We start from the raw sequence: 25871 nt of genomic DNA on the forward strand, positions 1-25871 counted from the left end.
GGCATTGGCCTGGTAATCTCCGGCGCCATGACCCCGCGTGACATCCCCGGTTCCGAGCCGCCCGCCGCCGAGGCCGAGGCCCCGGCCGCGGAGCCGACGCCGACGCCGGCGGACGGGCCGCGCGAGGGCGGCGGCCACCGGCGCGGCAAGGGCAAGCGGCGCGTCTGGCCGCGCGTGCTGATCGCGATCGGGCTGTTCCTCGTCCTGCTGGTCGCCGGGATCGGCGGCCTGCTGTGGGAGCGCGAGTCGTCCCTGAACGGCAACATCAAGCGCCAGCAGGGCTGGCGGCCCGACGGGAACCGGCCCGGCCCCTCGGCCGAGGGCACCGACAACTGGCTGCTCGTCGGCTCCGACACCCGCGCCGAGTCCGGCACCACCGGCAAGGGCAACGACGACCTGTGGAAGCCGGGCCAGCAGCGCTCGGACACGATCATGCTGCTGCACCTGCCGGCCGACCGCAAGAAGGCCTACCTGCTGTCGTTCCCGCGCGACTCGTGGGTGGACGTCTCCGGCTACGGCAAGCAGAAGATCAACGCGGCGTTCTCCTACGGCGGCCCGAAACTGCTGACCGAGACGATCGAGAAGCTCACCGGCGTCCGCATCGACCACTACGGCGCGATCGACTTCGAGGGCTTCAAGGCGATGACCGATGCCCTCGGCGGCGTCACCGTCGACATCAAGCAGAGCGTCTACGACCCCTCCCGGCACAAGAACTGGGAGGCCGGCAAGCAGAAGCTGGACGGCAAGGACGCGCTGCTGTTCGTCCGGCAGCGGCACAACCTGCCGAACGGCGACTTCGACCGGATCCGCCGCCAGCAGGCGTTCCTCGGCGCGCTCGCCCGGCAGGCCGCCGACGGCGGCACGCTCACCAACCCGATCAAGCTGAACCGCTTCCTGGAGGCGTTCACCAAGTCGATCACGGTGGACGACTCGATGGACGCCGGCAAGCTGCGCTCGCTCGCGCTCGGCCTGCGCAACCTGCGCCCCGGCGACGTGACGTTCATGACCGCGCCGAACAAGGGCCCGGCGGCGCGCGGCAAGCAGAGCGTGGTGCTGCTCGACCCCAAGAAGGACGCCGCGCTGTTCGAGGCGATCAAGACCGCGGAGATGCCCGCCTACATCGCCAGGTACGGCGGCGGGAACCAGATCGGCCAGGTGTCGTGATCTCCGCCGGACGCCGGGTATGACCTGAGGAAGGCCGGACAGGGTGGTCCGGCCGGAAACGGGGATCGCCGGTGTTCCGTCAGGCACTGCTGGCCGCCGCTCGCAGCGGGGCCGTCCGCACGGTCGTGGAGAGGGCGCCGCTCAGCCGCGACGTCGTCCGCCGGTTCATCGCGGGCGAGACGACCGAGGACGCGATGAAGGCCACCGAGCGGCTCGTCGGCGAAGGCCTCATGGTCTCCCTGGACGTCCTGGGGGAGGACGTCCAGGACCGCGGGCAGGCCGAGACGACCGTCCGGAACTACACCGCGCTGCTGGACCGGCTCGCCGCGGCCGGCCTCGGCAACCGCGCCGAGGTGTCGCTGAAGCTGACCGCCGTCGGGCAGGCCCTGGACGAGGACCTGGCGCTGGACAACGCCCGGCGGATCTGCGCCGCCGCCCGCACGGCGAGCACCACCGTCACGCTGGACATGGAGGACCACACCACGGTCGACTCCACCCTGCGCGTGGTGACCGAGCTGCGCCGCGACTTCCCCGACGTCGGCGCCGTCATCCAGGCGTACCTGCGGCGCGCCGAGGAGCACTGCGCCGAGCTGGCCTACGAGGGCTCGCGGGTGCGGCTCTGCAAGGGCGCCTACGCCGCGCCCGACACGATCGCGTTCCAGAGCCGCGAGGACGTCGACAAGTCCTACGTGCGGTGCACGAAGGTCCTGATGGCCGGCAGCGGCTACCCGATGCTGGCCACCCACGACCCGCGCCTGATCGACATCGCCGGGGCGCTGGCCGTCATGAACGACCGCGACCCGGAGTCGTTCGAGTACCAGCTGCTCTACGGCATCCGCCCGAACGAGCAGCGGCGCCTGGCCGGGCAGGACGCGCAGGTGCGCGTCTACGTCGCCTACGGGGCCGAGTGGTACGGGTACTTCATGCGGCGCCTCGCCGAACGCCCCGCCAACCTGGCCTTCTTCCTGCGCTCCCTGGCCGGGAAGGGCTGACCGCCGCGCGCCACTAGGCTGGGGCCGTCGTTGAAACCCCACGTCAAGGTGTGCGCATGATCGCGATTCTGGGTGCCGGGAAGATGGGCGAGGCGCTGCTGTCGGGCGTCCTGCGGGCGGGCCGCCGGCCGGCGGAGCTGGCCGCCACCGCCCGCCGGGAGGAGCGCGCCGCGCTGCTGCGCGAACGCTACGGCATCGAGATCACCACCAACGTCGCGGCGGCGCGGACCGCGGACACGCTGGTGCTGGCGGTGAAGCCGCAGGACATGGGCGTGCTGCTGGAGGAGATCGGCCCGCACGTCCCGCCCGGCCACCTGGTGATCTCCATGGCGGCCGGCATCACCTCGGCGTTCATCGAGGCGCGGCTGCCCGAGGGCGTCCCGGTGGTGCGGGTCATGTCCAACACCCCGGTGCACGTGGACGAGGCGATGAGCGTCATCTCGGCCGGGTCGCACGCGGGCGAGGAGCACCTGAAGCTCGCCGAGGAGCTGCTCAGCCCCGTCGGCAAGGTGCTGCGCATCCCCGAGTCGCTGCAGGACGGCGCCACCGCGCTGTCGGGCAGCGGCCCGGCGTACTTCTACTACCTGGTCGAGGCCATGGTCGACGCGGGCATCCTGCTCGGCATGCCGCGCGCCGCCGCGCTGGAGATGGTGGTCCAGTCGGCGGTCGGCGCGGCGGTGATGCTGCGCGACTCCGGCGAGCACCCGGTGCTGCTGCGCGAGGCCGTCACCTCGCCGGGCGGCACCACGATCGCGGCGATCCGCGAGCTGGAGCGGCACGGCGTGCGGGCCGCGGTGCTGGAGGCGATCGAGGCGGCGCGCAACCGGGGCCGCGAACTCGCCGGTGGTTGAGGCGGCCGCGGTTGAGCCGATCGGCCCTGGCGTACGTGTCAGGGGTATGAGAATCGTGCTGCGGGTCCTGGTGGCGGCCGGGCTGGCCGTGGACGCCGTCGTGCACTGGCGGTTCGCGCCGGACATGGCGGGCGTCCAGGGCGGCTCGATCGGCGGTGACGTGATCTTCTACGCGCAGGCGGCGGTGGCGGGCGCCGTCGGGCTGCTGGTCCTGTTCCTGGCCCGCCGCTGGACGTACGCGCTCGCCTTCCTGGTGGCGGCGAGCGCGGTCGGCGCCCTGCTCCTCTACTACTTCGTGCGGGTCGGGCCGCTCGGCCCGCTGCCCGACATGTCCGAGCCGGTCTGGTACACGGAGAAGACGGTCAGCGCGGCGGGCGAGGGGGTCGCCGCGCTGGCCGCGCTCCTGGGGTTCTGGACCGCCGGGCGCAACCGGCCCGAGGACCGCCGCCGCCGTGGGGCGGAGCCGGCCCGGGTGGCCTGAACCCGGGGTTTGGCGAGGTTCCCCCCGCACGGCCGACGCCCGTCACCGCGCGGTCGTGCGGGGGGAACCCCAAGCCGCTTCAGGCGACGGCCTCCGCCTGGGGCGCGGCGGGTTCGGCGGAGACGACGCGGGCGACGAAGCGCGCGGTCTCGCGCATCGCCGCGCTCGCCTCCGGCAGCACCCGGTTGAGGATCTGGAAGACGTGCATCTGCCCCTTCCAGACCTGCAGCCGGCAGTCGTTGCCGCCCTCGGTCAGCGCCCGGTGCAGCGCCTCGGCGTCCGCGCGCAGCACCTCCGCGCCGCCGACCTGGATCAGCATCGGCGGGGTGTCGGTCCAGGGGGAGGCGAGCAGGGCCAGCCGCGGGTCGTCGAATCCGGCCGGCCCCACCACGAGACGGGCGACCCGGCGGGCCGCGGTGGCGCTGATGTAGGGGTCGCGGGCCCGCGACCGGGTGGACAGCTCGCAGGTCAGGTCGACCCAGGGGGAGAACAGGACCGTTCCGGCGGGGCGCGGCAGCCCGGTGCGGCAGATCTCGCCGGTCAGCGCCGCGGCCAGGTGGCCGCCCGCGGAGTCGCCCGCGATCACGATGCCGGACGCCGGGACGCCGCGCGCCAGCAGCCACCGGTAGGCCGCGACGGCGTCCTCCAGCGGCGCCGGGAAGGGGTGCTCGGGCGCCAGCCGGTAGCGCGGGACCAGCACCGGCAGGCCGGTGTCGAGCGCGAGGCGCGAGGTGATCGGGCGGTGCGTGCGCGGCGAGCACACCACGTAGCCGCCGCCGTGCAGGTAGAGGATGGCGCCGCGGGCGGTCCGCTCGCCCTCGCGGGTGAGGACCCACTCGCCCCGCACCGGGCGTTCCAGGCCGCCCTGCTCGACCTGCGGGTCGGCCAGCTGCTTGATCAGCACGCGCTGGCTGTGCCGCAGCAGCAGGGACGCGGCGTCGACGCCGGAGCGGGCGGTGCGGATGCCGCGGGCGTGGCCGGGCGCGTGGTGGATGATCGGGTAGAAGCCGAGCCGCAGCGTGCGCGAGATGGCGCGGCTGCGGATGCTGGGGCGGCGGTCGTAGGGCAGGCCGGCGCGGGGAGCGGCCTCGGCGAGCGGCAGAGGGGTGACGTCGGGCGGGAGGCGCGTGTCCATTTACACCCCTTTTAATGTTGTGTTTCCACGATGTTACGTATATGCCCGTTAATCGCGGTGGTTCACGTCACAACTTTGTAGCAACGGCGGCCGTTTGCGGCGGCGCGGGGGCCGTCCGTGCGCGCCGGGACGCGGGCCGTGGTGATCCATGCCACCCGGGCGGACGTTCCGCCGGGGCGATACCGTGAGGTCATGAGCAGCGATTCGTCCGCCCTGTCCCCCCGGAACTGCGGGCTTCAGGTCCTGTGGGACGAACGGCTCACCGAATACGATTTCGGACCCGGGCACCCCATGAACCCCGTCCGCGTCGAGCTGACCATCGCCCTCGCCCGCGAGTTCGGGCTGCTGGACGCGCCGAACGTGCGCGTCGAGGCGTTCAAGGCCGCCGACGACGCGCTGCTCGGCCTGGTCCACGAGGACGCCTACATCGCCTCGGTCCGCCATTCCGGCCAGACCGGCCTGCCCGACCAGCGGCGCGGCCTCGGCACCCCCGACAACCCCGTCTTCCTCGGCATGCACGAGGCGTCCGCGCTGATCACCGGCGCCTCGGTGGCCGGGGCGCGCGCGGTGTGGACGGGCGAGACCGCGCACGCCGTCAACATCTCCGGCGGCCTGCACCACGCCTTGGCGGGCGCCGCCAGCGGCTTCTGCGTCTACAACGACCCGGCCGTCGCGATCGCCTGGCTGCTGGACAACGGCGCCGAGCGCGTCGCCTACGTCGACATCGACGTGCACCACGGCGACGGAGTCCAGGCGGCGTTCTACGACGACCCCCGGGTGCTGACGGTCAGCCTGCACGAGACGCCGCGCACGCTGTTCCCCCACAGCACCGGCTTCCCGCAGGAGAGCGGCGGCCCGGACGCGCCGGGCAGCGCGGTGAACGTGGCGCTGCCGCCCGGCACCGGCGACGCCGCCTGGCTGCGCGCGTTCGAGGCGGTCGTCCCGCCGGTGCTGCGCGCGTTCGCCCCGCAGATCATGGTCACCCAGCACGGCGCCGACGCGCACGCGCTGGACCCGCTGGCCCACCTGATCCTCAGCGTGGACGGCCAGCGCACCGCCCACGCCCGGCTGCACGCCCTGGCGCACGAGATCTGCGGCGGGAGGTGGCTGGCCACCGGGGGCGGCGGGTACGAGCTGGTCCAGGTCGTGCCGCGTGCCTGGACGCATCTGCTGGCCGAGGCCGCGGGCCGGCCGATCGACCCGGCGGCGGGCACCCCGGACGCCTGGCGCGACCTCGTGCGCCGCCGCACCGACGAGATCGCGCCGCGCCGGATGACCGATGGAACGATCGAGGTGGAGGTGCACACGTGGGAGACCGGATACGACCCGGCCAACCCCGTCGACCAGGCGGTGCTGGCGACCCGGCGGGCGGTGTTCCCCGAGCACGGCCTGGACCCGATGGCGGACCTGTGACGGCGCCGTCGCGCGCGGAGCTGCGCGAGCACCTGGTCCGCACGATGATCGCCGGGGAGGTCGCCACGCCCCGGCAGAACAACCTGCTGCACTACCGGCGGATGGCCGCGGGGAACCCGTACTACCAGTTCGGGCTGGAGTTCAAGCGCGCCTGGACCGAGCGGGAGGTGCTGGAGGTCATGGTCGAGCGCTGCGGCGTCGACCCCGACCCCTACCACCTGTACGGCGACGACACCATCGACCCGGAGCTGACGATCGACGCGCTGGAGGCGATGGGCGACCGGATCGCCCTGGCCGCCGAGCGCCGCTCCCCGGTGGTGCTGGCGACGGGCCACCCGGCGACGCTGACACCGGTCTACCAGGCGGTCGCGGCGGCGCTGGCGGAGCGGGGCTGCCGGATCCTGACGCCGGCGGCGGGCTGGGAGTACGAGATCGAGACCTCCCACAGCGGCCTGGAGCTGCGGCGCCTGGTCTACGCGCCCGGCGGCGTGGCGATGCTGGAGGGCGACGACGGCCGCACCCACCACACCCACGACTCCGCCCCGATGGAGCAGATGCTGGCCGTTCTCGCAGCCGAAGGGGCGGACTGGCCGGATCTGGCCATGGCCGACCACGGCTGGGCGGGTGCCGCCGGCCAGGCCGGCATCGACGCGGTCGGCTTCGCGGACTGTAACGACCCGGCACTGTTCGTGGGCGCCGCCGAGGGCAAGGTCGCGGTGGTGGTCCCGCTCGACGACGGCGTATCGCCGCATCATTACGCCCCCATGACTGCGTATTTGCTGAATCGTGCAGGGCTCGCCTGAATAAAGGTTCCCCGATCGGTGGCCGGAATGTGTCACGCGGTGTGACGCGGCGGCCGTAGCGGGGCGGCCGGGGCGGCATCACCCCCGCGGGAACGGCTGAGCCGCAGGTCACCGGGGGTGTCGGCGGTGCGGAGCGGCGCCGCGGCGGGCCCGGTGCCGCCCCCGCCGTGCCGGGGCCGGGAGCACAGTGTGTCCATTCCGTCAGGTCAGGAGACGGAACCAGGTGGAATTTCCCTCTTGCGACAGCCGATACACGATTTACGCTGGAGGAAGTACACGTGCGTGATCAAAGTCACCCAAAGGGCCGGTGCGCGTCACGTGTGGAAGAGGGCGTCCGATGAGCTCAGGCGAGCGACCTCTCAGCGAGGTCAGGTTCCTGACTGTGGCCGAAGTGGCGGCGGTGATGCGGGTGTCCAAGATGACCGTCTACCGCCTCGTCCACTCAGGCGAGCTGCCCGCGATCCGCGTGGGCCGCTCGTTCCGGGTACCCGAGCAGGCCGTGCACGACTATCTGCGCGACGCGTTCATCGAAGCCGGATGAGCGCGCCCCGCCATGGCGGGGCGGATCCGGGGTAGGGGCGGGGCATGAGCCCCCTTCACCGCCCCCGGACCGATCGACGCAGAGCCCGCGGCGCGGGCACCGCCCGCGCCGGAACGGCCTGGCGCCCACGGGGGTGCGATCGGGGAACAGGACCGGGGAGAAGGACCGGCCGGCGGTGTGGCGACCGCCGGTTCCGGTGTCCGGGGTGGCAGGCCCCGGACACCGGAAACGGCCCGTTCCGCCCCGGCGTGGCGGCGTGCCCGCCGACCGGAGGCGAGACCTCTGCTGGCGCAGCGGTACCCTTGGGCAGCGGACCGTGCACATCGAGAGAGTCGGTGGCCTGTCCGCATCCTGTACGACACCCGATATGCCGAGCGAGGTCTCGTGGGCTCTGTCATCAAGAAGCGCCGCAAGCGGATGGCGAAGAAGAAGCACCGCAAGCTGCTGAAGAAGACGCGCATCCAGCGTCGCAACAAGAAGTAAACACACCGGCCACTCAGCCGTAAGGGGTGGGGCGCACAGTGTCCTCCATGCCCTCTGCCGCGGCCCGTGTCGTACTTGTCACGGGCGTCTCCCGTTTCCTGGGGGCGCGGGTCGCGAACACCCTCCAGGCCGATCCCGGCATCGAGCGGGTCATCGGCGTGGACACGGTGCCGCCCGCGACGTCGCTCGGACGCACCGAGTTCGTCCGGGTCGACATCCGCACGCCCAGCATCGCCAAGGTGATCTCCTCGGCCGAGGTGGACACGGTGGTGCACCTGAACCTGGTGACCGCACAGGCGGGCCCCCGGGCGAAGGTGAAAGAGCTGAACGTCATCGGCACGATGCAGCTCCTGGCGGCATGCCAGCGGTCGCCCGACATGCGCAAGCTCGTCGTGCGGTCCTCGGCCGCGGTGTACGGGTCCTCGCCGATGGACCCGGCGGTGTTCACCGAGCAGGACCAGCCCGCCCAGGCCCCCGCCGGCGGCTACGCCAAGGACGCGGTCGAGGTCGAGGGCTATGTGCGCGGGCTGACCCGGCGCCGCTCGGACCTGGTGGTCTCGGTGCTGCGGTTCGCCAACTTCCTCGGGCCGGGGGTGGACTCCCCCCTCACCCGCTACCTGCGGATGCCCGTCGTCCCGACGGTGCTGGGATTCGACCCCCGGCTGCAGTTCGTGCACGAGGACGACGGCATCGAGGTGCTGCGCCGGATGACCGTGGAGGACCATCCGGGCTGCTTCAACGTCGCCGGCGACGGCATCCTGCTGCTGTCGCAGGCGCTGCGCCGGGCGGGCCGCCCCTACGTGCCGATGCCGACCCAGTCGATCTCGATGGTCGGCGACCTCGGCCGCCGGTTCGCCGGCCTGTCGGGCTTCTCGCCCGAACTGCTGCGCTGGCTCACCTACGGCCGCGTCATCGACACCTCCGCCCTCGCCGCCGAGCTGGCATGGCGGCCCAAGTACAGCTCCGAGGACGCGTTCGCGGACTTCCTCTCCGCGCAGGGCCGCGGCCGCACCGCCCCCCTGGAACTGCTGGGCCGGCTGGCCGCGGCCGCCGGCCGGGACTGAGGAGGGACCATGAACGCCCAGCCGCACCACGACGACGAGGACGCGCAGGTCATCCCGCTGAACGTGGCCCCGCCCGAGGAGCCGCCCGCGGCCGCCGGGCCGAGCCCGCTGGAGCGCCGCATCGCCTCCGGCCTGGCCTTCCTGCGCCGGCGCCTGCAGGGCGAGTACGAGGTCGACGAGTTCGGCTACGATCCCGACCTGAACCGCTCGGTGCTGCTGCCCGCCGCCCGCGCCCTCTACGAGCGCTGGTTCCGGGTCGAGCTGATCGGCGCGCAGAACGTCCCCCGCGAGGGAGGCGCCCTGCTCGTCGCCAACCACTCGGGCACCATCCCGCTCGACGGCGTCATGCTGACCGTCGCCGCCCACGACCACCTCGGCCGCGACCTGCGCCTGCTCGGCGCCGACCTGGTCTACCAGGTGCCGCTGCTCGGCCACCTGTCCCGCAAGGCCGGCCACACCCTCGCCTGCCCCGCCGACGCGTCCCGGCTGCTGGCCAAGGGCGAGCTCGTCGGCGTCTTCCCCGAGGGCTTCAAGGGCGTCGGCAAGCCCTACGCCGACCGCTACCACCTGCAGCGCTTCGGCCGCGGCGGCTTCGTGGAGACGGCGCTGCGCGCGGACGTCCCGATCGTCCCGTGCGCCATCGTCGGCGCCGAGGAGATCTATCCCAAGCTCGCCGACCTCAAGCCGCTCGCCCGGCTGCTCGGCCTGCCCTACTTCCCGGTCACCCCGACCTTCCCCTGGCTCGGCGCGGCGGGCCTGATCCCGCTGCCCTCCAAGTGGGTGATCCAGTTCGGCGAGCCGATCCCGCTGGGCGATCTCGGCCCGGACGCCGCCGACGACCCGATGACCGTCTTCAACCTGACCGACCAGGTCCGCGAGACCGTCCAGCAGATGCTCTACGAGACCCTCCTGCGCCGGGGCCCCGCCTTCTTCTAGGCGCGGTAGTGCCGGCGCAGCGCGATGCCCGCGGCGACGCCGCCGGCCAGGGCGCCGGCGCCCGCGGCCGCCGGGAGCGCGACCATGGTCACCTTGCGGCCGGTGCGGAAGTCGTGGATCGGCCAGCCGTGCTCGCGGGCGTGGTCGCGCAGGGCCGAGTCGGGGTTGACCGCGTGCGGGTGGCCGACCGTGGTGAGCATCGGCAGGTCGTTGATCGAGTCGCTGTAGGCCGAGCAGCGCGACAGGTCCAGGCCCTCGCGCTGGGCCAGGGCGCGGATCGCCTCGGACTTGGCGGGCCCGTGCAGCAGGTTGCCGATCAGCCGGCCGGTGTAGACGCCGGCGTCGGTCTCGGCGACGGTGCCGAGGGCGCCGGTGAGGCCGAGGCGGTGCGCGATGGTGCGGGCGACCTCGACGGGCGTCGCGGTGACCAGCCAGACCTGCTGGCCGGCGTCCAGGTGCTGCAGCGCGAGGCGGCGGGTGCCGTGCCAGATGCGGTCGGCCATCACCTCGTCGTAGATCTCCTCGCTCAGCCGGACCAGGTCCTTGACCTGCTGCCCGGCCACGAAGGACAGGGCCATCTCCTTGGCGCTGCCGATGTGCTCGGCGTTCTCGGTGCCGCGCAGGCGGAACGCCGCCTGCCCCCAGGCGAACATGGCCAGGTCGCGCGCCGTGAACAGCTTGCGGGAGGCCAGTCCGCGGGCGAAGTAGTAGATGGACGCGCCGCGCATCATCGTGTTGTCCACGTCGAAGAACGCCGCGGCCGTCGGGTCGGGGTCGGGGAGCGGGGCATGCGCGGCGGCCGCCGCGGCCGCCGCCTCCCCCGCGCTCACCGGGTCTTCTTCCTTACCGCGCTGCCAGAAAAGCCGCATGGAACGAGCCTAGTCAATAGGGCGGGGATGGCCGGGGCTTCGGGCCGGATTGGGATGGTGTTCACGTTCGCGCGGGCGGGCGTCATCGGGTGTTCGCGCTCAGCCGCGCAGGTCGTCGGGCAGCAGGCGGGCCAGGGAGCGGACGGCGCGGTACTGCAGCGCCTTGATCGCGCCGGTCTTCTTGCCCATGACCAGGGCGGTCTCGGCCACCGACAGACCGCGCAGGAAGCGCAGCTCGACGCATTCGCGCTGCTCGGCGCCGAGGCTGTGCACGGCCGCCAGCAGGGCCGTGTTCGTCATCGAGTCGAGCACCGCCCGTTCGGGGCCCTCGTCGGGCAGGTCCGGCTCGACCAGCTCGGCGGTGCAGAACTCCAGCCGGTGGCGGCTCGACTTGAAGTGGTCGGTGACCAGGTTGCGGGCGATGGTCACCAGCCAGGCCCCGAAGTCCTTGCCCTGCCAGTGGAAGTCGCCGATGCGGCGGAGCGCGCGCAGGAAGGTCTCGCTGGTCAGGTCCTCGGTGAGGGAGTGCGAGCCGACCCGGTAGTAGACGTAGCGGTAGACCAGCTCGACGTAGTTGTCGTAGAGGGAGCCGAACGCCTCGGCGTCGCCGTCGCGGGCGCGCAGCACCAGGTCCTTGACCGCGTCGCCGCGCCGTCCCCGGCGGGCCGCGTGCGGGGACGACCAGGGCAGCGGTGTCACTCGGGCATCGAGGGTCAGGCTGCGCATGCAGTTCTCCTCGGGGCGTATGCGACCTCCGGCGTGAATCGCCACTCTAGGTAGCGCGGGGGAGGGCAGGCAACGGTGGCCGCGGGCGGGGGCCCGGGGCGGCTCGTGCGGCCCGGTGACAAGGGCGGTCCGGGAAGTTCGCGGCGCAGCGGTTACCCTTCGGCGCCCCGGATCGGGCACCATGGGGCGCGATGGTCGAAGCTCTTCTCGCGCTGCTGGCGACCCTGGGTGCCCTGACGGCCACCGGGTTGCTCGTTTCGCGCGCCTCAAAGGACCGGCTGCTCTACCTGATCGCCTGGTCGCTGACCCTGGTCGGCATCTCGCTCGCGCTCGCCTGCATGACGGTGGGCTTCTTCGCGGGCTTCAACGGACTGCTGTTCCGGGTGGTGGAGCTGGGCGCGGCGCTGATCGCGCCGATGTGGCTGGCCCTCGGCATGGTGGAGCTGATCGCGCGGCCGGTGCAGGTGCGGTTCGCGGCGTGGCTGTTCGCGGTGTCCTACAGCGTGGTCGCCCTGGTGATCGCGGTGCTGGACCCGCTGACGTCCTACAAGTTCGCCAAGGCGCTGCCCCCGCCGTCGAAGGTGTACCAGACGCTGCCGCTGCTGCTCGTCGACGGCGCGCACGTGGTCGCGGTGCTGGCGCTGGTGGCGTGCGCGGCGGTGACGGCGCTGCAGGCCAGCAAGCGCGACCAGGAGGCGGCCGAGCTGCTGATCCCGGTCGCGCTGGTGGCGCTGGCGGGCGTGCTGGTGGTCACCGGCACCCGCGGGTTCCTGCCGGGCATGCTGGTGCCGGTCCTGCTCGGCGGCGCGGCCGGCCTGGTCTGGTACGGCGCGATACGCACCATCCCGGTGTACGACGACGAGGACGCCGAGTACGAGGACGAGCCGGCCACCGGCTACGAGACCCCGCCGCCGCCCCCGCCGCAGCCGGCCCCCGCGCCGCAGCCGCAGCCGGCCGCGCCCCCGGCGTCCAAGCGCGGCGAGCTGCGCTTCCCCGAGCCGGCGAGCGAGGAGCTGCGCTTCCCCGACCCGGCGCCGCCGACCAGCGTGGACGGGTTCGCCGCCGCGGCCGCCGACCCGGCCGTCTGCGGCCAGATCACCGTGTACACGCTGCTGGACGGCCGCGAGGAGCCCTTCGACCGGCTGGCCGAAGCGCTGGTCCAGGCGGCCCGCACCGCCGAGCCGGACACGCTGATCTCGGCCGTGCACGAGGTGGTGAACACGCCCACCCAGCGCATCCTGTACGAGCTGTTCCGCGACGAGGCGGCGTTCGAGGCGCACCGGCGGCAGCCGCACGTGCAGCGGTTCCAGGCCGAGTCGCGCCCGCACGTGCTGGCCACCAACGTCATCGAGCTGCGCCTCGGCGCAGCGAAGGTGCTCCCGCTGCCCGCCCCCGGCGGCCGCTCCGGCCAGGTGACCCGCCGGTGAGCCCGAGCGGCGGCGAGGCCATGGACACGGGCGCGCCGCCGAGCGGAGGCGAGGCCATGAGCACCGACATCACGATCACGCTGCTGGGCAAGCCCGGCTGCCATCTGTGCGACGACGCGCGGGCCGTGATCGAGCGGGTCGCCGCCGACCTCGGGGTGGCGGTGCGCGAGCGCGACATCACCCTGTCGGAGGCCGACACGCGCGAGTACTGGGAGCAGATCCCGGTCACGTTGATCAACGGGGTGCAGCACGACTTCTGGCGGGTGGACGAGGCGCGGCTGCGCGCCGCCATCGCCAAATTGCGTAAAACCCGTTAGACAGGGCAATTACCCCAGAAAACGGGATGTCTGGTCAGTCACACCACCTGCGGACCCCTGGCCTGCGGATACGTCCGGCACACCCCCGCTGACCTGGGCTTTTAAGTCCGGCGCGGGCGCGCGAGCGGACCCGTTGGGTGGGGGGCGACTTTGTGCGCGTATTCACAAAGGCTTAACCTGGGAGGCAGCCCTGGGCGGCCAGGCGGTGGCCGTTGCGGTCCCCGCCACGGAATGGCCGGGGTCAGACCTAGCGTCGAGCCCCCGAAGAGCAGGCCGTGACACCTCGACAGAACCGCACCCGCGCCGAACGCGGCATTCCCGAAGCCACCGTCGCGCGGCTGCCGGTGTACCTGCGGGCGCTGCACACCCTCCAGGACCGCGGCGTGGCCACGGTCTCCTCGGAGGAGCTGGCCTCGGCCGCCGGGGTCAACTCGGCCAAACTTCGTAAAGACCTGTCCCACCTCGGCTCGTACGGTACGCGGGGCGTCGGGTATGAGGTCGAATATCTGGTCTACCAGATCTCCCGCGAGCTCGGCCTGACCCAGGACTGGGTCGTGGCCATCATCGGGGTGGGTAACCTGGGCCGCGCGCTGGCCGGTTACGGCGGATTCGCCTCGCGCGGGTTCCGGGTGGCGGGGCTGCTGGACGCCGACGAGGCCATCGTCGGCCAGCAGATCTCCGGCATGACCGTGGAGCACATCGACCGGCTGGAGGACGTCATCGCCGAGCGCGGCGTGTCCATCGCGGTCATCGCCACGCCCGCGGGCGCCGCCCAGAAGGTGTGCGACCGGGTGGTGGCGTCCGGGGTGACCAGCGTGCTGAACTTCGCGCCGGTGGTGCTGGCGGTGCCGGACGGCGTCGACGTGCGTAAGGTCGATCTGTCGATCGAACTGCAGATCCTGGCCTTCCACGAGCAGCGCAAGGCCGGCGGCCCCGGCGAGCACCCGCTCGCCGGCGACGGGCCGCCGGGCACGGCGCAGTACGTCGAGGCGGTGCAAGCGTGATCAGTGAGCGGGAGGGACACCGCGCATGAGCGTCCTGGTGGTGGGACTGAGCCATGGCAGCGCTCCGGTGGCGGTGCTGGAGCGCGCGGCGGTGGCCGGGGACGACCTGACCAAGCTGCTGCACGCGGTGCACGACAGCGGGCACGTCACCGAGGCCGTCATCGTGTCGACCTGCAACCGGGTCGAGGTGTACGCGGTGGTGGACCGTTTCCACGGCGGCGTCACCGCGATCACCGAGCTGCTGGCGCTGCATTCGGGCGTCCCGCAGGACGACCTGTCCCGGCACCTGTACGTGCACTACGAGGAGCGGGCCGTCCAGCACGCCTTCTCGGTGGCGTGCGGGCTGGAGTCGATGGTCGTCGGCGAGGGCCAGATCCTCGGCCAGCTGCGGGCGGCGCTGCGGCTCGCGCAGCACGAGGACACGATCGGCAGCGAGCTGCACGAGGTCGTGCAGAGCGCGCTGCGGGTGGGCAAGCGCGCCCACCACGAGACCGGCATCGACAAGGCGGGCGCGTCGCTGGTCAGCGTCGGCCTGCAGGTCGCCGAGAAGCACCTGGGCCCGCTGGAGTGCGCCCGGGCGCTGGTGGTGGGCGCGGGCGCGATGAGCGGCCTGGCCGTCGCCACGCTCGGCCGGGCGGGCGCGCGCGAGATCGTCATCGCCAACCGGACCGAGGCCAAGGCGGTGCGCCTGGCGGCCGAGTCGCCGGTGCCGGCCCGCGCGATCCGGCTGGACGAGCTGGACGGCGCGCTGGCGGACGCCGACCTGGTCGTCTCCTGCACCGGCGCGGCCGGGCTGGTCCTCACCGCCGGGCAGCTGCGCGCGCACGGCGTCGGCACCGACGGGCGGCGCCGCTTCTTCCTGGACCTGGCGCTGCCGCACGACATCGACCCCGGCGTGGCCGCGCTGCCCGGCGTCGCGCTCGCCGGGCTGGAGCAGCTGCGCACCGCGCAGGAGGCCGCGCGGGCGATCGGCCCCGAGGCGGTCGAGGCGGTCCGCGCGATCGTCGCCGAGGAGGTCGCGGCGTTCCTGGCCGGCGCGCGCGCCGCCGCCGTCGCGCCGACCGTGGTGGCGCTGCGCAGCAAGGCCGCCGAGGTGGTCGAGGCCGAGCTGGCCCGGCTTACCGGGCGGCTGCCCGAGCTGGACGAGCGGGCCCGCAAGGAGATCGCGCACGCGGTCCGCCGCGTCGCCGACAAGCTGCTGCACGCGCCGACCGTGCGGGTGAAGGAGCTGGCCGCCGCGCCCGGCGGCGACGCCTACGCCGACGCGCTGCGCGAACTGTTCGACCTGGACCCGAAGGCGCCGCAGGCCGTGGCCCGCGCCGACCTGCGCGAGCCCGCCGTGCCCGCCGTCCCCGTGGACGCGCCGTGGGCGCGCGGCACCGACGACCAAGGAACCCGATCATGACTGCGTGCAGGCGCGCGGCGGCTGGACTGAGGAGCGCAGGGAGCTTGCGACCGGAGCGACGAGGGAAGCCGTCGCGTAAGGGCGCCTGCTCGCCGCCGAACGGAGTGAGGCAATGAGCACGGACAGGGCGCCGCTGCGCCTCGGTACCCGCAAGAGCCTGATGGCGACCACCCAGTCCCAGCTGGTCGCCGACGCTTTGTCGCAGCGTACGGGGCTTGCGGTGGAGCTTGTCGGGGTAACGACGCAAGGTGATGTTTCCAAGGCCTTGCTTGCCCAGATGGGCGGTACGGGCGTTTTCGTCAGTGAGCTGCGGGACAGGGTGCTGTCCGGTGAGGTGGACTTCGCGGTGCATTCGCTGAAGGACCTGCCGACCGGCGCCGCCGAGGGGATCACGCTGGCCGCGACGCCGCGCCGCGACGACCCGCGCGACGCGCTGTGCGGCCCGGCCAAGCTCGCCGACCTGCCGCGCGGCGCGCGCGTCGGCACCGGCTCGCCGCGCCGGGTGGCGCAGCTGCTCGCGCTCCGTCCCGACCTGGAGGTGGTGCCGATCCGCGGCAACGCCGACACCCGCCTCGGCAAGGTGACCAGCGGCGAGCTGGACGCGGTCGTGCTCGCCTACGCCGGGCTCACCCGGATCGGCCGGCTGGAGGCGGTGGCGGAGGTCTTCGAGACCGAGCAGATGCTGCCCGCGCCGGGCCAGGGCTCGCTGGCGCTGGAGTGCCGCTCCGACCGCCCCGAGCTGGCCGGGCTGCTCGGCACCGTGGACGACGCGGCGACCCGCGCCGCGGTGCTCGCCGAGCGCACGGTGCTGGCGGTGCTGGAAGCGGGATGTTCGGCGCCTGTGGGAGCATACGCTGCCGAAAGAGAACAAGAGCTTCATCTGACGGCCAACGTCGTGTCCAGCGACGGGACCCGGCAGATCAGGCTGTCCGCACGCGGCCACCGCGATGAGGCCGAGCGGCTCGGGCGCGATCTCGCGCACCGCATGCTCGGCCTCGGGGCCGACCAGTTGATGGGGGAGCGCACCATTGAGCCCCGCTAACCGCAGTTCCGCCGACCGGCCCGCCGGGGCGGAGGCGGCTCCGCAGGCGTCCGGCACCGGGCTGGTCGTCCTGGTCGGCATGGGCCCGGGCGACCCGGGCCTGCTGACCCTGCGCGCCGCCGCCGAGCTGGGGCGCGCCGACGCGGTGGTGGCCGACCATGCCCGCGTGCACCCCGAGATCATGGCGCACTGCCGCGCCGACGCCGAGATCCTGGACTCGGCCGCCGGCGACCCGGTGAAGCTGGCGGTGAAGGCCGCCCGCGCGGGCCGGCGCGTCGTCCGGCTGTTCCAGGGCGACCCGGGGCTGGCCTGCGGCCTGGCCGCCGAGGGCGGCGCGCTGGCCAAGGCCGGCGTGCCGATCGAGGTGGTGCCCGGCGTGTCCGCGGTGACCGGTGTGCCGGGGTACGCGGGCATCCCGCTGACCGACCCCAAGCATCGCGAGGTGCGCGTCATCGACGCCGGCGACGGCGCGGTGGACTGGGAGAAGTTCGCCAAGACCGACGCGACCCTGGTCATCCTGGGCGCCGAGGGCATCGTCGCCGAGGTCGCCAAGGCCCTGGTCGCGGTCGGCCGCCCCGACTCGACCCCGGCCGCGATGACCGGCGCCGGCACCACCACCGAGCAGGAGACCGTGGTCTCCACGCTCGGCCGGCTCGCCGCCGACGCCAAGGGCATGGAGGCGCCCGCCCTGATCATCGTCGGGGACGTGGTGAACTGGCGCGACAAGCTGTCGTGGTTCGAGAATAAGCCGCTGTTCGGCTGGCGCGTCCTGGTGCCGCGCACCAAGGAGCAGGCCGTCTCGCTGTCGGACCAGCTGCGCGCCTACGGCGCGGTGCCCGACGAGGTGCCGACGATCTCGGTCGAGCCGCCGCGCACCCCGCAGCAGATGGAACGTGCCGTCAAGGGCCTGGTGACCGGCCGCTACGAGTGGGTGGTGTTCACCTCCACCAACGCGGTGCGCGCGGTCCGGGAGAAGTTCACCGACTACGGCCTGGACGCCCGCGCGTTCGCCGGCCTGAAGGTCGCCGCGGTCGGCGAGCAGACCGCCGCGGCGCTGGTGGAGTTCGGCATCCAGCCCGACCTGATGCCGTCGGGGCAGCAGTCCAGCGAGGGCCTGGCCGAGGTGTGGCCGCCCTACGACGAGGACCTGGACCCGATCAACCGGGTGCTGCTGCCGCGCGCCGACATCGCCACCGACACCCTCATCGCCCGGCTGACCGAGCTCGGCTGGGAGTGCGAGGACGTCACCGCCTACCGCACCGTGCGCGCCGCGCCGCCGCCCGCCCCGATCCGCGAGGCGATCAAGGGCGGCGGGTTCGACGCGGTGCTGTTCACCTCCTCCTCCACGGTGAAGAACCTGATCGGGATCGCGGGCAAGCCGCACAACGTGACGGTGATCGCGGTGATCGGGCCGCAGACGGCCAAGACGGCCGAGGAGTACGGGCTGCGCGTCGACGTGATGGCCGACAAACCGTCCGTATCGGCACTGGCCGAGGCGCTGGCCGAGTACGGTGCGAAGCGGAGGGCGGCTCAGGTCGAGGCGGGCGATCCGCTGCGCAAGCCGAGCCAGATGCGCCGGGGCGCGCGCCGCCGCAAGTAGCAGCCGAGGGAGATCTTTCCGTCATGTCCGCACAGTTCCCCGTCGCCCGGCCGCGGCGGCTGCGCCGCACGCCCGCGCTGCGCCGGCTGGTCGCCGAGACCCGGCTGAGCCCCGCCGACCTGGTGCTGCCGATGTTCGTCAAGGAGGGCATCGCCGAGCCGAACCCGATCGGCTCGATGCCCGGCATCGTCCAGCACACCCGCGACAGCCTGCGCAAGGCCGCGCACGAGGCGGTCGCGGCCGGCGTCGGCGGGCTGATCCTGTTCGGCGTCCCGGCGGTCAAGGACGCCGTCGGCTCGGCCGCCGACGCCCCCGACGGCGTCGTGCAGACCGCGCTGCGCGACCTGGCGTCCGACCTCGGCGACTCCGCCGTCATCATGACCGACCTCTGCCTGGACGAGTTCACCGACCACGGCCACTGCGGCATCGTCACCGAGGCCGGCGAGATCGACAACGACGCCACCCTGGAGCGGTACGCGCGCATCGCCGTCGCGCAGGCCGAGGCCGGCGCCGACGTCGTCGCGCCGAGCGGCATGATGGACGGCCAGGTCGCCGCGATCCGCCGCGCCCTGGACGGCGCCGGGTACCCCGAGCTGCCGATCCTGGCCTACTCGGCCAAGTACGCCTCGGCCTACTACGGCCCGTTCCGCGAGGCCGCCGAGTGCGCGCCGCAGTTCGGCGACCGGGCCACCCACCAGCAGGACCCGGCCAACGCGGCGGAGTCGCTGCGCGAGGTCCGGCTGGACCTGGCCGAGGGCGCCGACATGGTCATGGTCAAGCCCGCCGGGGCCTATCTGGACATCATCCGCCAGGTCCGCGACAGCGTCGACGTGCCGGTGGCGGCCTACCAGGTCAGCGGCGAGTACGCGATGATCGAGGCGGCGGCCGAGCGGGGCTGGGTGGACCGCGAGCGCACCATCGACGAGTCCCTGGTCGCCATCCGCCGGGCCGGCGCGGACATCGTGCTCACCTACTGGGCCACCGAGGTCGCCCAGCGGCTGGCGCGCTGAGCCCCGCCCGCGGCAAATGATCACCCGGGACCATGCCCGGGTGGTCATTTAGGACCCTTTCCGGGGGGTGCCGCCTCTCGGCCCGACCGCACCCGGCATCATCGGTGACAGGGAGCTACGGGACGACCTTTGGGGGGCGCTTTGCTGGCTGTCTCGGGGAACAAACGGCAGCGGCGCGAGCAGCGCGAGCGCATGGCCGCCGCCGCGCGGGGCTACGCCGCGCTCGGCTGGCCGTGCACGACGGGCGCGCAGACGGGCGCCGACCGGGCCTGCTCGTGCGACCGGGTCGGCTGTCCCGACCCCGGCGCGCATCCGGTGTCGGGCGCGTGGGCGCTGCAGGCCAGCGTGGACACCCGTGTGCTGGGGGAGCAGTGGGCCAAACGGCCCGGCGCGAACATCATCCTGCCGACCGGCCGCGTCTTCGACGTGTTCGACGTGCCCGCCGCCGCCGGGGAGCTCGCGCTGGCGCGGATCGCCGCGGAGGGGCTGCCGGTCGGGCCCGTCGCGAACCTGGCGAACGAGCGGCACCTGTTCTTCGTCGCCACCCGCGGCGCCCCCGTCGACGAGGACGAGTGGTGGTCCTGCCACCTGGACTGCTCGCCCGAGTCCGTCGTGGAGACGCCCGGCATGCGCTGGCACTGCCGCGACAGCTACGTGGTGGCGCCGCCGTCGGTGCTGCCGCACGGCCGCGCGGTCACCTGGATCCACCCGCCGGACGGCCGGCGGCTGCCGGACCCGCTGCGGCTCCTGGAGGTCCTGTCCGACAGCTGCGAGGCGATCCTGTCCTAGGCCTTGGGGGCCGTGATGACCTTGCGGCCCCAGGTGGAGTAGGTCGTGGTCAGCGTCTGCGGCTTCGCCCCCGCCACCTTGATCACCAGGTGCACCGGGCGGGCCGCCTTGTCCAGCCGGAACGTGTAGCTGACCTGGCCGGCCCCGGCGAACAAGGGGGCGGCGTCGCCCAGCCGGTCGGCCGCGGCGGTGCCCTGGTAGAGCGTCCCGTTCTTCTTGAACGCGGTGCTGGCGCGCAGCAGCGCCGGCACGTTCGCGACGGCCGACGCCTGCCGGACCTGGGCCGCCAGGCCCGGGTAGCCGCGCGCGGCGGCGTCGGCGGGCAGCCTGCGCCAGCCTTTGCCCGCCTGGAGGTAGACGGCGTCGCGGATCGCGACGGCCCGGGTGGCCTTGCGGGTGTCCCCGGCGCCCGACACCGACATGGAGTAGGCGGCGGGGCCGTCGCCGGCCAGGCCGAAGGAGCCGCGCGCGGAGAGCGGGCCGGCGCCGCCGGCGCGGCGGAAGCTGAACTTGGCGCCCGGGGCGCGGGTGAGGGCGGCGTCGACGCGGTCGGCGAGGGCGCGGGCGCCCGCCTGCGCCGGGTCGGCGGTCGGCACCGGCTGCGGGGAGCCGGAGGTGGTCGGGTGCGGCGGGTCGTCGGCCTTGTCCTTGCCGAGCACGGTGGCGGCGGCCGCGACCCCGCCGCCGATCGCCAGCACCGCCACGACCGCGACGAGCGGCTTGGCCTTGCTGCGCTTGCCCTGGCGGGCCGGGACGACGGCGTTGCGGCCCGACGAGCGCGCCGGGCGCGGCTCGGGCGCCGCGGCGGCCTGCCCGGCCAGCTCGGTGATGCGCTCGCGGCCCTGCGCCTCCCAGGACGGCCCGTAGGCGGCGACGGCGGCGTCCTCCACCGCGCCGAGGAACTCCGCGGCGCTCGCCGGGCGCTGCTCCGGGTCCTTGGCCAGGCCCGCGGCGATCAGGTCGCGCAGCGGGCCGGGGACGGCCTCGACCGGGATCGGCGCCTCGCGGTGCGACTTGGCGACGCCGCGCCCGGTGTAGGGGGGCCGCCCGGTGAGGCACTCGAAGAACATCGCGGTGGCGGCGTACAGGTCGCTGCGCGCGCTGATCGGCGCGCCGTCCCACAGCTCGGGCGCGGCGTAGGCCGAGCCGGCCTGCGCCTCGGTGCCGGGCGGGGCGAGCGAGAAGTCGGTGAGCCGGGCGTTGCCCTTGGCGTCGATGAGGACGTTGCAGGGCCGCAGCGACCCGTGCAGGACCTCCAGCTCGTGCGCGGCGGCCAGGCCGAGCAGCGTGCCGCCGAACAGCGACAGCGCGGCCAGCGGCCCGGTCGGGCCCTGCGCGGCCAGCACCCGCCGCAGCGTCACCCCGTCGACGCGCTCCATCACGATCGCGGTGCCCTGCGGCACCTCGACCAGGTCGAAGAAGTCGACCACGTTGGGGTCCTCGAGCTGCGAGAGCCGCCGCGCGACCGCGCGGAACCGCGACAGGTAGGCCTCGTCCCCGTCCAGGCGGGGGTCGAGGTACTTGATGGCGACCTTGGTCTGGGTGACGTCGTCGACGGCGAGGATCACTTTGCCGATGACGCCGCCGCCCAGGTCCTGTTCCTGCGTGAAGCCCGGAACCGTCCAGCCGTTGACCACGTGCGAGCATCCCTTCCGATACGGCCGGCGCCGATGCACCACACAGTATTGATCATTTCCCGTGCGACGTGCACGGAAGTCACTTTGCTGGAATACCGGCCCGTAGCAGGCGTGGTCAAGGGCAGTGTCCGAAATGCAACTGTCAGACTGGTGCGGTGAGCGACTACGAAGTGTCCCAGCAGCTGTTCGACCGGGCGAACCAGGTGGTCCCGGGCGGGGTCAACTCGCCGGTGCGGGCGTTCCGCGCCGTGGGCGGGACGCCCCGCTTCATCACCTCGGCGCGCGGCCCCTACCTCACCGACGCCGACGGCAACGAGTACGTCGACCTGATCTGCTCGTGGGGCCCGATGATCCTCGGGCACGCGCACCCGGCGGTGGTGGCGGCGGTGCGCGAGGCGGCCGGGCGCGGCACGTCCTACGGCGCGCCGACGCCGGGCGAGGTGGAGCTCGCCGAGGAGATCGTGGCGCGCACGCCGGTGCAGCAGGTGCGGCTGGTCAACTCCGGCACCGAGGCGACCATGTCGGCGATCCGGCTGGCCCGCGGCTTCACCGGCCGCTCCAAGATCGTCAAGTTCGCGGGCTGCTACCACGGGCACGTGGACTCGCTGCTCGCCGCCGCCGGGTCCGGGGTGGCCACGCTCGCGCTGCCCGACACCCCGGGCGTGACCGGCGCGACGACGGCCGACACGATCGTGCTGCCCTACAACGACGTCGCCGCGATCGAGCAGGCGTTCGCCGAGTTCGGCCACGACATCGCCTGCGTGATCACCGAGGCGGTGCCGTGCAACATGGGCGTGGTGCCGCCGCTGCCGGACTTCAACGCGCTGCTGAAGCGCCTGTGCGAGCGCGGCGGGGCGCTGCTGGTCATCGACGAGGTGCTCACCGGGTTCCGCGCGTCGGCGTCGGGCTGGTACGGGATCGAGGGCGTGCCGGGCGACCTGATGACGTTCGGCAAGGTGATGGGCGGCGGGCTGCCGGCCGCGGCGTTCGGCGGCCGCGCGGACGTGATGGGCCACCTGGCGCCCGCCGGGCCCGTCTACCAGGCGGGCACCCTGTCGGGGAACCCGCTGGCCACCGCGGCGGGCCTGGCGACGCTGCGCAATGCCGATGCCGCCGTGTACGAGGCGATCGACCGGGCCGCGGCGATCGTGTCGCAGGCGGCGTCGGAGGCGCTGGCCAAGGAAGGCGTCCCGCACCGGCTGCAGAACGCCGGCAACCTGTTCTCGATCTTCTTCACGGACGAGCCCGTCGGCGACTTCGCGGCGGCGCAGCGCCAGCACGTCCAGGCCTACGCGGCGTTCTTCCACACGGCGCTGGAGCACGGCGTGTACCTGCCGCCGTCGGCCTACGAGGTGTGGTTCCTGTCGGCCGCGCACGACGACGCGGCGCTGGAGCGGGTCGTGGCGGCGATGCCGCACGCCGCCCGCGCCGCCGCGCAGGCGTCGACCTCGGCGTAGAGGGCCCGGTAGGCGGCCATGGCCCGGCGGACGGTCTCGCGGCGCGGCGCGCGCAGCGGTGCCCGGACCGCCGGGTCGTCGATCAGGCCGAGCTCGGCCAGGCACGCCTTCAGCACGGCGGGCGACGGCTCGGCGAACAGCGCGTCCACCAGCGGCAGCAGCGCGTTGTGCGTGGCCAGGTCCAGGCCGGCGCAGGCGGCGGGGGCCAGGCACGCGGTCGCCGAGATCGCGCCGGCGGCGCCGAGCCGCAGCATCGGGTAGGTGTAGGCGTCGTCGCCGCACAGCACCGGCCGCCCGGAGGCCAGCAGGGCCAGGGTGTCGGCGTCGATGGCGCCGGGGCAGTGCTTCATCGAGGTCACGCAGTCCAGGTCGAGCAGCCGCAGCAGCGTGTCGAGGTGGAGCTGCTTCCCGGTCCGGTAGGGGATGTTGTAGGGCAGCAGCGGCACGTCGACGGCCGCGCCGACGGCCTGGAAGTGCTCGACGACGCCCTCGTCGGACGGCCGCAGGTAGTAGGGGACGACGACGAGCAGCGCGTCGGCCATGGGCGCGCGCTCGCGGGCCTGCCGCACGGTGTCGTCCGTGCCCATCGTCCCGGCGCCGACGGTCAGCGGCACGCCCCGGTCGATGGTGACGGCGCGGCACACCTCCAGCACGGTGCGCTGCTCGGCCGCGCTCAGCAGCGCGGCCTCGCCGGTGGTGGCGAGCGCGACGAGCCCGGCGGCGCCGTGGTCCAGGACGTGCCCGGCGAGCCGTGCCAGGGACGCGGCGTCCACCGCGCCGGCGGCGGTGAACGGGGTGATCAGGGAGACGTGGACACCGTGCACGGAGGTCACCTCGTGGGTTCGAGCAGGGGCTCGGTCAGGGGGACGGGGACGGGGCGGGTGGGCAGCCGCAGCCCGCTGAGGGCGACGCCGCCGACGATCAGCGCGGCGGCCGTCAGCCGCAGCGCGCCGACGTGCTCGCCGAGCACGACCACGGCCGAGGCCAGCCCGAACGGCGGGACGAGCAGCGAGTACATGCCGACCGTCCCGGCGGGGTAGCGGCGCATCAGCCAGCCCCAGGCGCCGAAGCCGACCAGCGTGGAGACGTAGGCGATGTAGGCCAGCGAGCCGGCGCCCGCCCAGGTGACGTGGTGGACGGCCCACGGGATCGCGCCGGGCCCCTCGAAGGCCAGCGAGAGGGCGAGCAGCGGCAGGATCGGCACCAGCGACATCCAGACCATGAACCCGAAGGCGTCCACGGGCGCGCCGGCGGTCTCGTTCATCCGCCGCATCCCGACGTTGGCGAGCGCCCACATCGCGGCGGCGCCGACGCAGAGCAGGAACGCCAGGACGGGCCCGCCGCGCCCGCCGGACTGGGCGGCGCCGAGCAGCGCCACCCCGCCGAACGCCACCGCCATGCCGGCGGCGCGCATGACGGTCAGCCGCTCGCGCAGGAACAGCCCGGCGAACAGGGCGGTGAACAGGGCCTGCGTCTGCAGCAGCACCGACGACAGGCCCGCGGGCATGCCGAGGTGCATGCCGATGAACAGCAGGCCGAACTGGCCGACGCCGAGCGGCAGGCCGATCAGCGCGAGCCAGCGCCACCCGACCGGCGGGCGGCGGACGAAGAACACCGCGGGCAGCGCGGCGGCGGCGAAGCGCAGCGCGGCGAACAGCAGCGGCGGGAAGCTCTCCAGGCCGACCTTGATCGGCACGAAGTTGAAGCCCCAGATCGCGGCGATGAAGGTGGCGAGCAGGACGTGGCGCAGACGCATGCGCCCATCGTCGGCCCGCCCTATATTTAGGACAAGCTAGAAGTTCTTGACAAAACGTTTTAGAGTTGCTTCATGCTGGATCTGGAACGGCTCCGCGCCCTGCACTCGGTGGCCACCTACGGCTCGGTCAGCGCCGCCGCCGACGTGCTGCACGTGACCACCTCGGCGGTCTCCCAGCAGCTGGCCAAGCTGGAACGCGAGACCGGCCAGAAGCTGCTGGAGCGCAACGGCCGCGGCGTCCGCCTCACCGACGCCGCCGAGCTGCTCGTCACGCACGCCGACAACATCCTGGCACTCGTCGAGCGCGCCCAGGCCGACCTGGAGGCGCACCGCGGCGCGGTCGTCGGCCAGTTCACCATGGGCGCCTTCCCCACCTCGATCCGCGGCCTGCTGCCGCCCGCGCTCGGCGCCCTGCGCACGGCCCACCCCGACCTGCGGGTGCAGGTCCAGGAGCTGGACCCGATGCAGAGCATGCCGCTGGTGGCGCGCGGCGACCTGGACATGGCCATCGTCCAGGACTGGAACAACCAGCCGCTGCCGCACCCCGAGGGCCTGCAGCACGGCTTCATCTGCGACGACGTCGCCGACGTGGCGCTGCCCCCGGGCCACCCGCTGGCCGGCCGCGACGAGATCGACATCAAGGAGCTGGCGGGCGACCCGTGGATCAGCTCCTCGACCGACAGCGTCTGCTGCGCCTGGCTGATCCAGACGCTGCGCGGGTGCGAGGCCGAGCCGCGCATCGACCACATGGCCTACGAGATCCCCACCCAGCTGTCGCTGGTCGCGGCCGGGCTCGGCAGCGCGATCCTGCCCCGTCTCGGCCGCTGCGACGTGCCGCCGGAGGTGGTGGTGGTGCCGCTGAAGCCCGCCCTCACCCGCCGCGTCTACGCCGTCTGGCGCGAGGAGGCGGCCCGCCGCCCGGCCATCCGCGCCGTCCTGGCCGCCCTGCGCGGCTGATCATGGGGCGGT

At 73.7% G+C, this 25871-nt stretch carries 26 protein-coding genes; 20 read left to right on the top strand and 6 right to left on the bottom strand.

Annotation, left to right across the window (positions count from 1 at the left end):
* Window positions 1–27 precede the first annotated feature (27 nt).
* The 4 genes from ACRB68_RS20305 (at window position 28) to ACRB68_RS20320 (ending at window position 3488) form a co-directional block, all read left to right on the top strand.
* The gene (locus ACRB68_RS20305) at window positions 28–1164 is read left to right on the top strand and encodes an LCP family protein (RefSeq protein WP_153534375.1); all 1137 of its coding nucleotides are present in this window, start codon (window positions 28–30) and stop codon (window positions 1162–1164) included.
* 71 nt (window positions 1165–1235) lie between these two features.
* Window positions 1236–2156, top strand: a complete 921-nt coding sequence (locus ACRB68_RS20310; protein WP_328594472.1) for a proline dehydrogenase family protein — start codon at window positions 1236–1238, stop codon at window positions 2154–2156.
* Between the two features lie 56 nt (window positions 2157–2212).
* Window positions 2213–3007, top strand: a complete 795-nt coding sequence (gene proC / locus ACRB68_RS20315; protein WP_153534377.1) for a pyrroline-5-carboxylate reductase — start codon at window positions 2213–2215, stop codon at window positions 3005–3007.
* Window positions 3008–3053: 46 nt separating this feature from the next.
* The gene (locus tag ACRB68_RS20320) at window positions 3054–3488 is read left to right on the top strand and encodes a hypothetical protein (RefSeq protein ID WP_153534379.1); all 435 of its coding nucleotides are present in this window, start codon (window positions 3054–3056) and stop codon (window positions 3486–3488) included.
* Window positions 3489–3567: 79 nt separating this feature from the next.
* Here ACRB68_RS20320 and ACRB68_RS20325 read toward each other — a convergent pair whose 3' ends face one another.
* Entirely contained in the window at window positions 3568–4623 is a 1056-nt protein-coding gene (locus tag ACRB68_RS20325) for an alpha/beta hydrolase (protein ID WP_153534381.1), read from the bottom strand.
* Window positions 4624–4815: 192 nt separating this feature from the next.
* On the opposite strand from ACRB68_RS20325, the gene ACRB68_RS20330 reads away from it, so the two are divergent.
* From ACRB68_RS20330 to ACRB68_RS20355, 6 genes are all read left to right on the top strand, one after another.
* Window positions 4816–6036 (top strand): acetoin utilization protein AcuC, encoded by a 1221-nt coding sequence (locus tag ACRB68_RS20330; RefSeq protein WP_153534383.1) that lies wholly within the window; start codon window positions 4816–4818, stop codon window positions 6034–6036.
* A complete protein-coding gene (locus tag ACRB68_RS20335) occupies window positions 6033–6839 on the top strand; it encodes a phosphatase (RefSeq protein ID WP_328594474.1) in 807 nt (268 codons plus the stop codon). The genes ACRB68_RS20330 and ACRB68_RS20335 overlap by 4 nt, the downstream gene beginning before the upstream one ends.
* 337 nt (window positions 6840–7176) lie before the next feature.
* Window positions 7177–7380: a helix-turn-helix domain-containing protein gene (locus ACRB68_RS20340; RefSeq protein WP_026414196.1), complete on the top strand. Its 204-nt coding sequence runs from the start codon at window positions 7177–7179 to the stop codon at window positions 7378–7380.
* A gap of 384 nt (window positions 7381–7764) precedes the next feature.
* Entirely contained in the window at window positions 7765–7863 is a 99-nt protein-coding gene (locus tag ACRB68_RS20345) for a 30S ribosomal protein bS22 (protein ID WP_018654693.1), read from the top strand.
* A gap of 47 nt (window positions 7864–7910) precedes the next feature.
* The gene (locus tag ACRB68_RS20350; RefSeq protein ID WP_153534385.1) at window positions 7911–8927 is read left to right on the top strand and encodes an NAD-dependent epimerase/dehydratase family protein; all 1017 of its coding nucleotides are present in this window, start codon (window positions 7911–7913) and stop codon (window positions 8925–8927) included.
* A gap of 9 nt (window positions 8928–8936) precedes the next feature.
* Complete coding sequence (locus ACRB68_RS20355; RefSeq protein WP_153534387.1) at window positions 8937–9863, top strand: lysophospholipid acyltransferase family protein; 927 nt, start codon at window positions 8937–8939, stop codon at window positions 9861–9863.
* On the opposite strand, the gene ACRB68_RS20360 is transcribed toward ACRB68_RS20355, so the two are convergent.
* Complete coding sequence (locus ACRB68_RS20360; RefSeq protein WP_153534389.1) at window positions 9860–10732, bottom strand: HAD family hydrolase; 873 nt, start codon at window positions 10730–10732, stop codon at window positions 9860–9862. The two genes, ACRB68_RS20355 and ACRB68_RS20360, sit on opposite strands and share 4 nt — an antisense overlap.
* A 99-nt stretch (window positions 10733–10831) precedes the next feature.
* A complete protein-coding gene (locus ACRB68_RS20365) occupies window positions 10832–11458 on the bottom strand; it encodes a sigma-70 family RNA polymerase sigma factor (protein ID WP_207709746.1) in 627 nt (208 codons plus the stop codon).
* A 191-nt stretch (window positions 11459–11649) separates the two neighbouring features.
* On the opposite strand from ACRB68_RS20365, the gene ACRB68_RS20370 reads away from it, so the two are divergent.
* The 8 genes from ACRB68_RS20370 to ACRB68_RS20405 all read left to right on the top strand — a co-directional run bounded on the left by ACRB68_RS20370 (window position 11650) and on the right by ACRB68_RS20405 (window position 20052).
* Entirely contained in the window at window positions 11650–12885 is a 1236-nt protein-coding gene (locus ACRB68_RS20370) for a putative quinol monooxygenase (RefSeq protein WP_153534393.1), read from the top strand.
* A 56-nt stretch (window positions 12886–12941) separates the two neighbouring features.
* Window positions 12942–13202 (top strand): glutaredoxin family protein, encoded by a 261-nt coding sequence (locus tag ACRB68_RS20375; protein WP_153534396.1) that lies wholly within the window; start codon window positions 12942–12944, stop codon window positions 13200–13202.
* Window positions 13203–13477: 275 nt separating this feature from the next.
* A complete protein-coding gene (locus tag ACRB68_RS20380; RefSeq protein ID WP_328594476.1) occupies window positions 13478–14206 on the top strand; it encodes a redox-sensing transcriptional repressor Rex in 729 nt (242 codons plus the stop codon).
* 25 nt (window positions 14207–14231) lie between these two features.
* Complete coding sequence (locus ACRB68_RS20385) at window positions 14232–15611, top strand: glutamyl-tRNA reductase (RefSeq protein ID WP_153534397.1); 1380 nt, start codon at window positions 14232–14234, stop codon at window positions 15609–15611.
* A gap of 112 nt (window positions 15612–15723) precedes the next feature.
* Window positions 15724–16653: a hydroxymethylbilane synthase gene (hemC, locus tag ACRB68_RS20390; protein ID WP_153534399.1), complete on the top strand. Its 930-nt coding sequence runs from the start codon at window positions 15724–15726 to the stop codon at window positions 16651–16653.
* Window positions 16640–18253, top strand: a complete 1614-nt coding sequence (locus ACRB68_RS20395) for a bifunctional uroporphyrinogen-III C-methyltransferase/uroporphyrinogen-III synthase (protein ID WP_407924294.1) — start codon at window positions 16640–16642, stop codon at window positions 18251–18253. Before hemC ends, ACRB68_RS20395 begins: the two co-directional genes overlap by 14 nt.
* 23 nt (window positions 18254–18276) lie before the next feature.
* Window positions 18277–19263 (top strand): porphobilinogen synthase, encoded by a 987-nt coding sequence (gene hemB, locus ACRB68_RS20400; RefSeq protein WP_153534401.1) that lies wholly within the window; start codon window positions 18277–18279, stop codon window positions 19261–19263.
* Between the two features lie 192 nt (window positions 19264–19455).
* Window positions 19456–20052 carry a bifunctional DNA primase/polymerase gene (locus tag ACRB68_RS20405; protein ID WP_153535222.1) on the top strand — a complete coding sequence of 199 codons (597 nt, stop codon included), beginning with the start codon at window positions 19456–19458 and terminating at the stop codon, window positions 20050–20052.
* Here the strand turns inward: ACRB68_RS20405 and ACRB68_RS20410 are convergent.
* Window positions 20049–21689 (bottom strand): serine/threonine-protein kinase, encoded by a 1641-nt coding sequence (locus ACRB68_RS20410; protein WP_153534402.1) that lies wholly within the window; start codon window positions 21687–21689, stop codon window positions 20049–20051. The genes ACRB68_RS20405 and ACRB68_RS20410 overlap by 4 nt on opposite strands.
* A 155-nt stretch (window positions 21690–21844) precedes the next feature.
* Between ACRB68_RS20410 and hemL the strand changes: the two genes are divergently transcribed.
* The gene (gene hemL / locus ACRB68_RS20415) at window positions 21845–23146 is read left to right on the top strand and encodes a glutamate-1-semialdehyde 2,1-aminomutase (RefSeq protein ID WP_328594478.1); all 1302 of its coding nucleotides are present in this window, start codon (window positions 21845–21847) and stop codon (window positions 23144–23146) included.
* On the opposite strand, the gene ACRB68_RS20420 is transcribed toward hemL, so the two are convergent.
* Entirely contained in the window at window positions 23035–23970 is a 936-nt protein-coding gene (locus ACRB68_RS20420; protein ID WP_153534404.1) for a dihydrodipicolinate synthase family protein, read from the bottom strand. The two genes, hemL and ACRB68_RS20420, sit on opposite strands and share 112 nt — an antisense overlap.
* Before the next feature lie 5 nt (window positions 23971–23975).
* On the bottom strand, window positions 23976–24902 hold the full coding sequence (locus ACRB68_RS20425; protein ID WP_153534406.1) for an EamA family transporter: 927 nt from the start codon (window positions 24900–24902) through the stop codon (window positions 23976–23978).
* A gap of 72 nt (window positions 24903–24974) precedes the next feature.
* Between ACRB68_RS20425 and ACRB68_RS20430 the strand changes: the two genes are divergently transcribed.
* Window positions 24975–25859 (top strand): LysR family transcriptional regulator, encoded by an 885-nt coding sequence (locus ACRB68_RS20430; RefSeq protein WP_153534408.1) that lies wholly within the window; start codon window positions 24975–24977, stop codon window positions 25857–25859.
* The last annotated feature ends 12 nt before the right edge of the window (window positions 25860–25871 follow it).

The organism is Actinomadura macrotermitis, assembly GCF_009604375.1.
Lineage (GTDB): Bacteria > Actinomycetota > Actinomycetes > Streptosporangiales > Streptosporangiaceae > Spirillospora > Spirillospora macrotermitis.

Excerpts from the sequence above, each read along its gene's own strand:
- ACRB68_RS20405 (WP_153535222.1), top strand. The coding sequence starts at position 19,456 with ATGGCCGCCGCCGCGCGGGGCTACGCCGCGCTCGGCTGGCCGTGCACG.
- ACRB68_RS20340 (WP_026414196.1), top strand. The coding sequence starts at position 7,177 with ATGAGCTCAGGCGAGCGACCTCTCAGCGAGGTCAGGTTCCTGACTGTG.
- hemB (WP_153534401.1), top strand. The coding sequence starts at position 18,277 with ATGTCCGCACAGTTCCCCGTCGCCCGGCCGCGGCGGCTGCGCCGCACG.
- proC (WP_153534377.1), top strand. The coding sequence starts at position 2,213 with ATGATCGCGATTCTGGGTGCCGGGAAGATGGGCGAGGCGCTGCTGTCG.
- ACRB68_RS20385 (WP_153534397.1), top strand. The coding sequence starts at position 14,232 with ATGAGCGTCCTGGTGGTGGGACTGAGCCATGGCAGCGCTCCGGTGGCG.
- ACRB68_RS20305 (WP_153534375.1), top strand. The coding sequence starts at position 28 with ATGACCCCGCGTGACATCCCCGGTTCCGAGCCGCCCGCCGCCGAGGCC.
- ACRB68_RS20430 (WP_153534408.1), top strand. The coding sequence starts at position 24,975 with ATGCTGGATCTGGAACGGCTCCGCGCCCTGCACTCGGTGGCCACCTAC.
- ACRB68_RS20425 (WP_153534406.1), bottom strand. The coding sequence starts at position 24,902 with ATGCGTCTGCGCCACGTCCTGCTCGCCACCTTCATCGCCGCGATCTGG.
- ACRB68_RS20355 (WP_153534387.1), top strand. The coding sequence starts at position 8,937 with ATGAACGCCCAGCCGCACCACGACGACGAGGACGCGCAGGTCATCCCG.
- ACRB68_RS20330 (WP_153534383.1), top strand. The coding sequence starts at position 4,816 with ATGAGCAGCGATTCGTCCGCCCTGTCCCCCCGGAACTGCGGGCTTCAG.
- ACRB68_RS20350 (WP_153534385.1), top strand. The coding sequence starts at position 7,911 with ATGCCCTCTGCCGCGGCCCGTGTCGTACTTGTCACGGGCGTCTCCCGT.
- ACRB68_RS20360 (WP_153534389.1), bottom strand. The coding sequence starts at position 10,732 with ATGCGGCTTTTCTGGCAGCGCGGTAAGGAAGAAGACCCGGTGAGCGCG.
- ACRB68_RS20375 (WP_153534396.1), top strand. The coding sequence starts at position 12,942 with ATGAGCACCGACATCACGATCACGCTGCTGGGCAAGCCCGGCTGCCAT.
- ACRB68_RS20325 (WP_153534381.1), bottom strand. The coding sequence starts at position 4,623 with ATGGACACGCGCCTCCCGCCCGACGTCACCCCTCTGCCGCTCGCCGAG.
- hemC (WP_153534399.1), top strand. The coding sequence starts at position 15,724 with ATGAGCACGGACAGGGCGCCGCTGCGCCTCGGTACCCGCAAGAGCCTG.
- ACRB68_RS20365 (WP_207709746.1), bottom strand. The coding sequence starts at position 11,458 with ATGCGCAGCCTGACCCTCGATGCCCGAGTGACACCGCTGCCCTGGTCG.
- ACRB68_RS20370 (WP_153534393.1), top strand. The coding sequence starts at position 11,650 with ATGGTCGAAGCTCTTCTCGCGCTGCTGGCGACCCTGGGTGCCCTGACG.
- ACRB68_RS20320 (WP_153534379.1), top strand. The coding sequence starts at position 3,054 with ATGAGAATCGTGCTGCGGGTCCTGGTGGCGGCCGGGCTGGCCGTGGAC.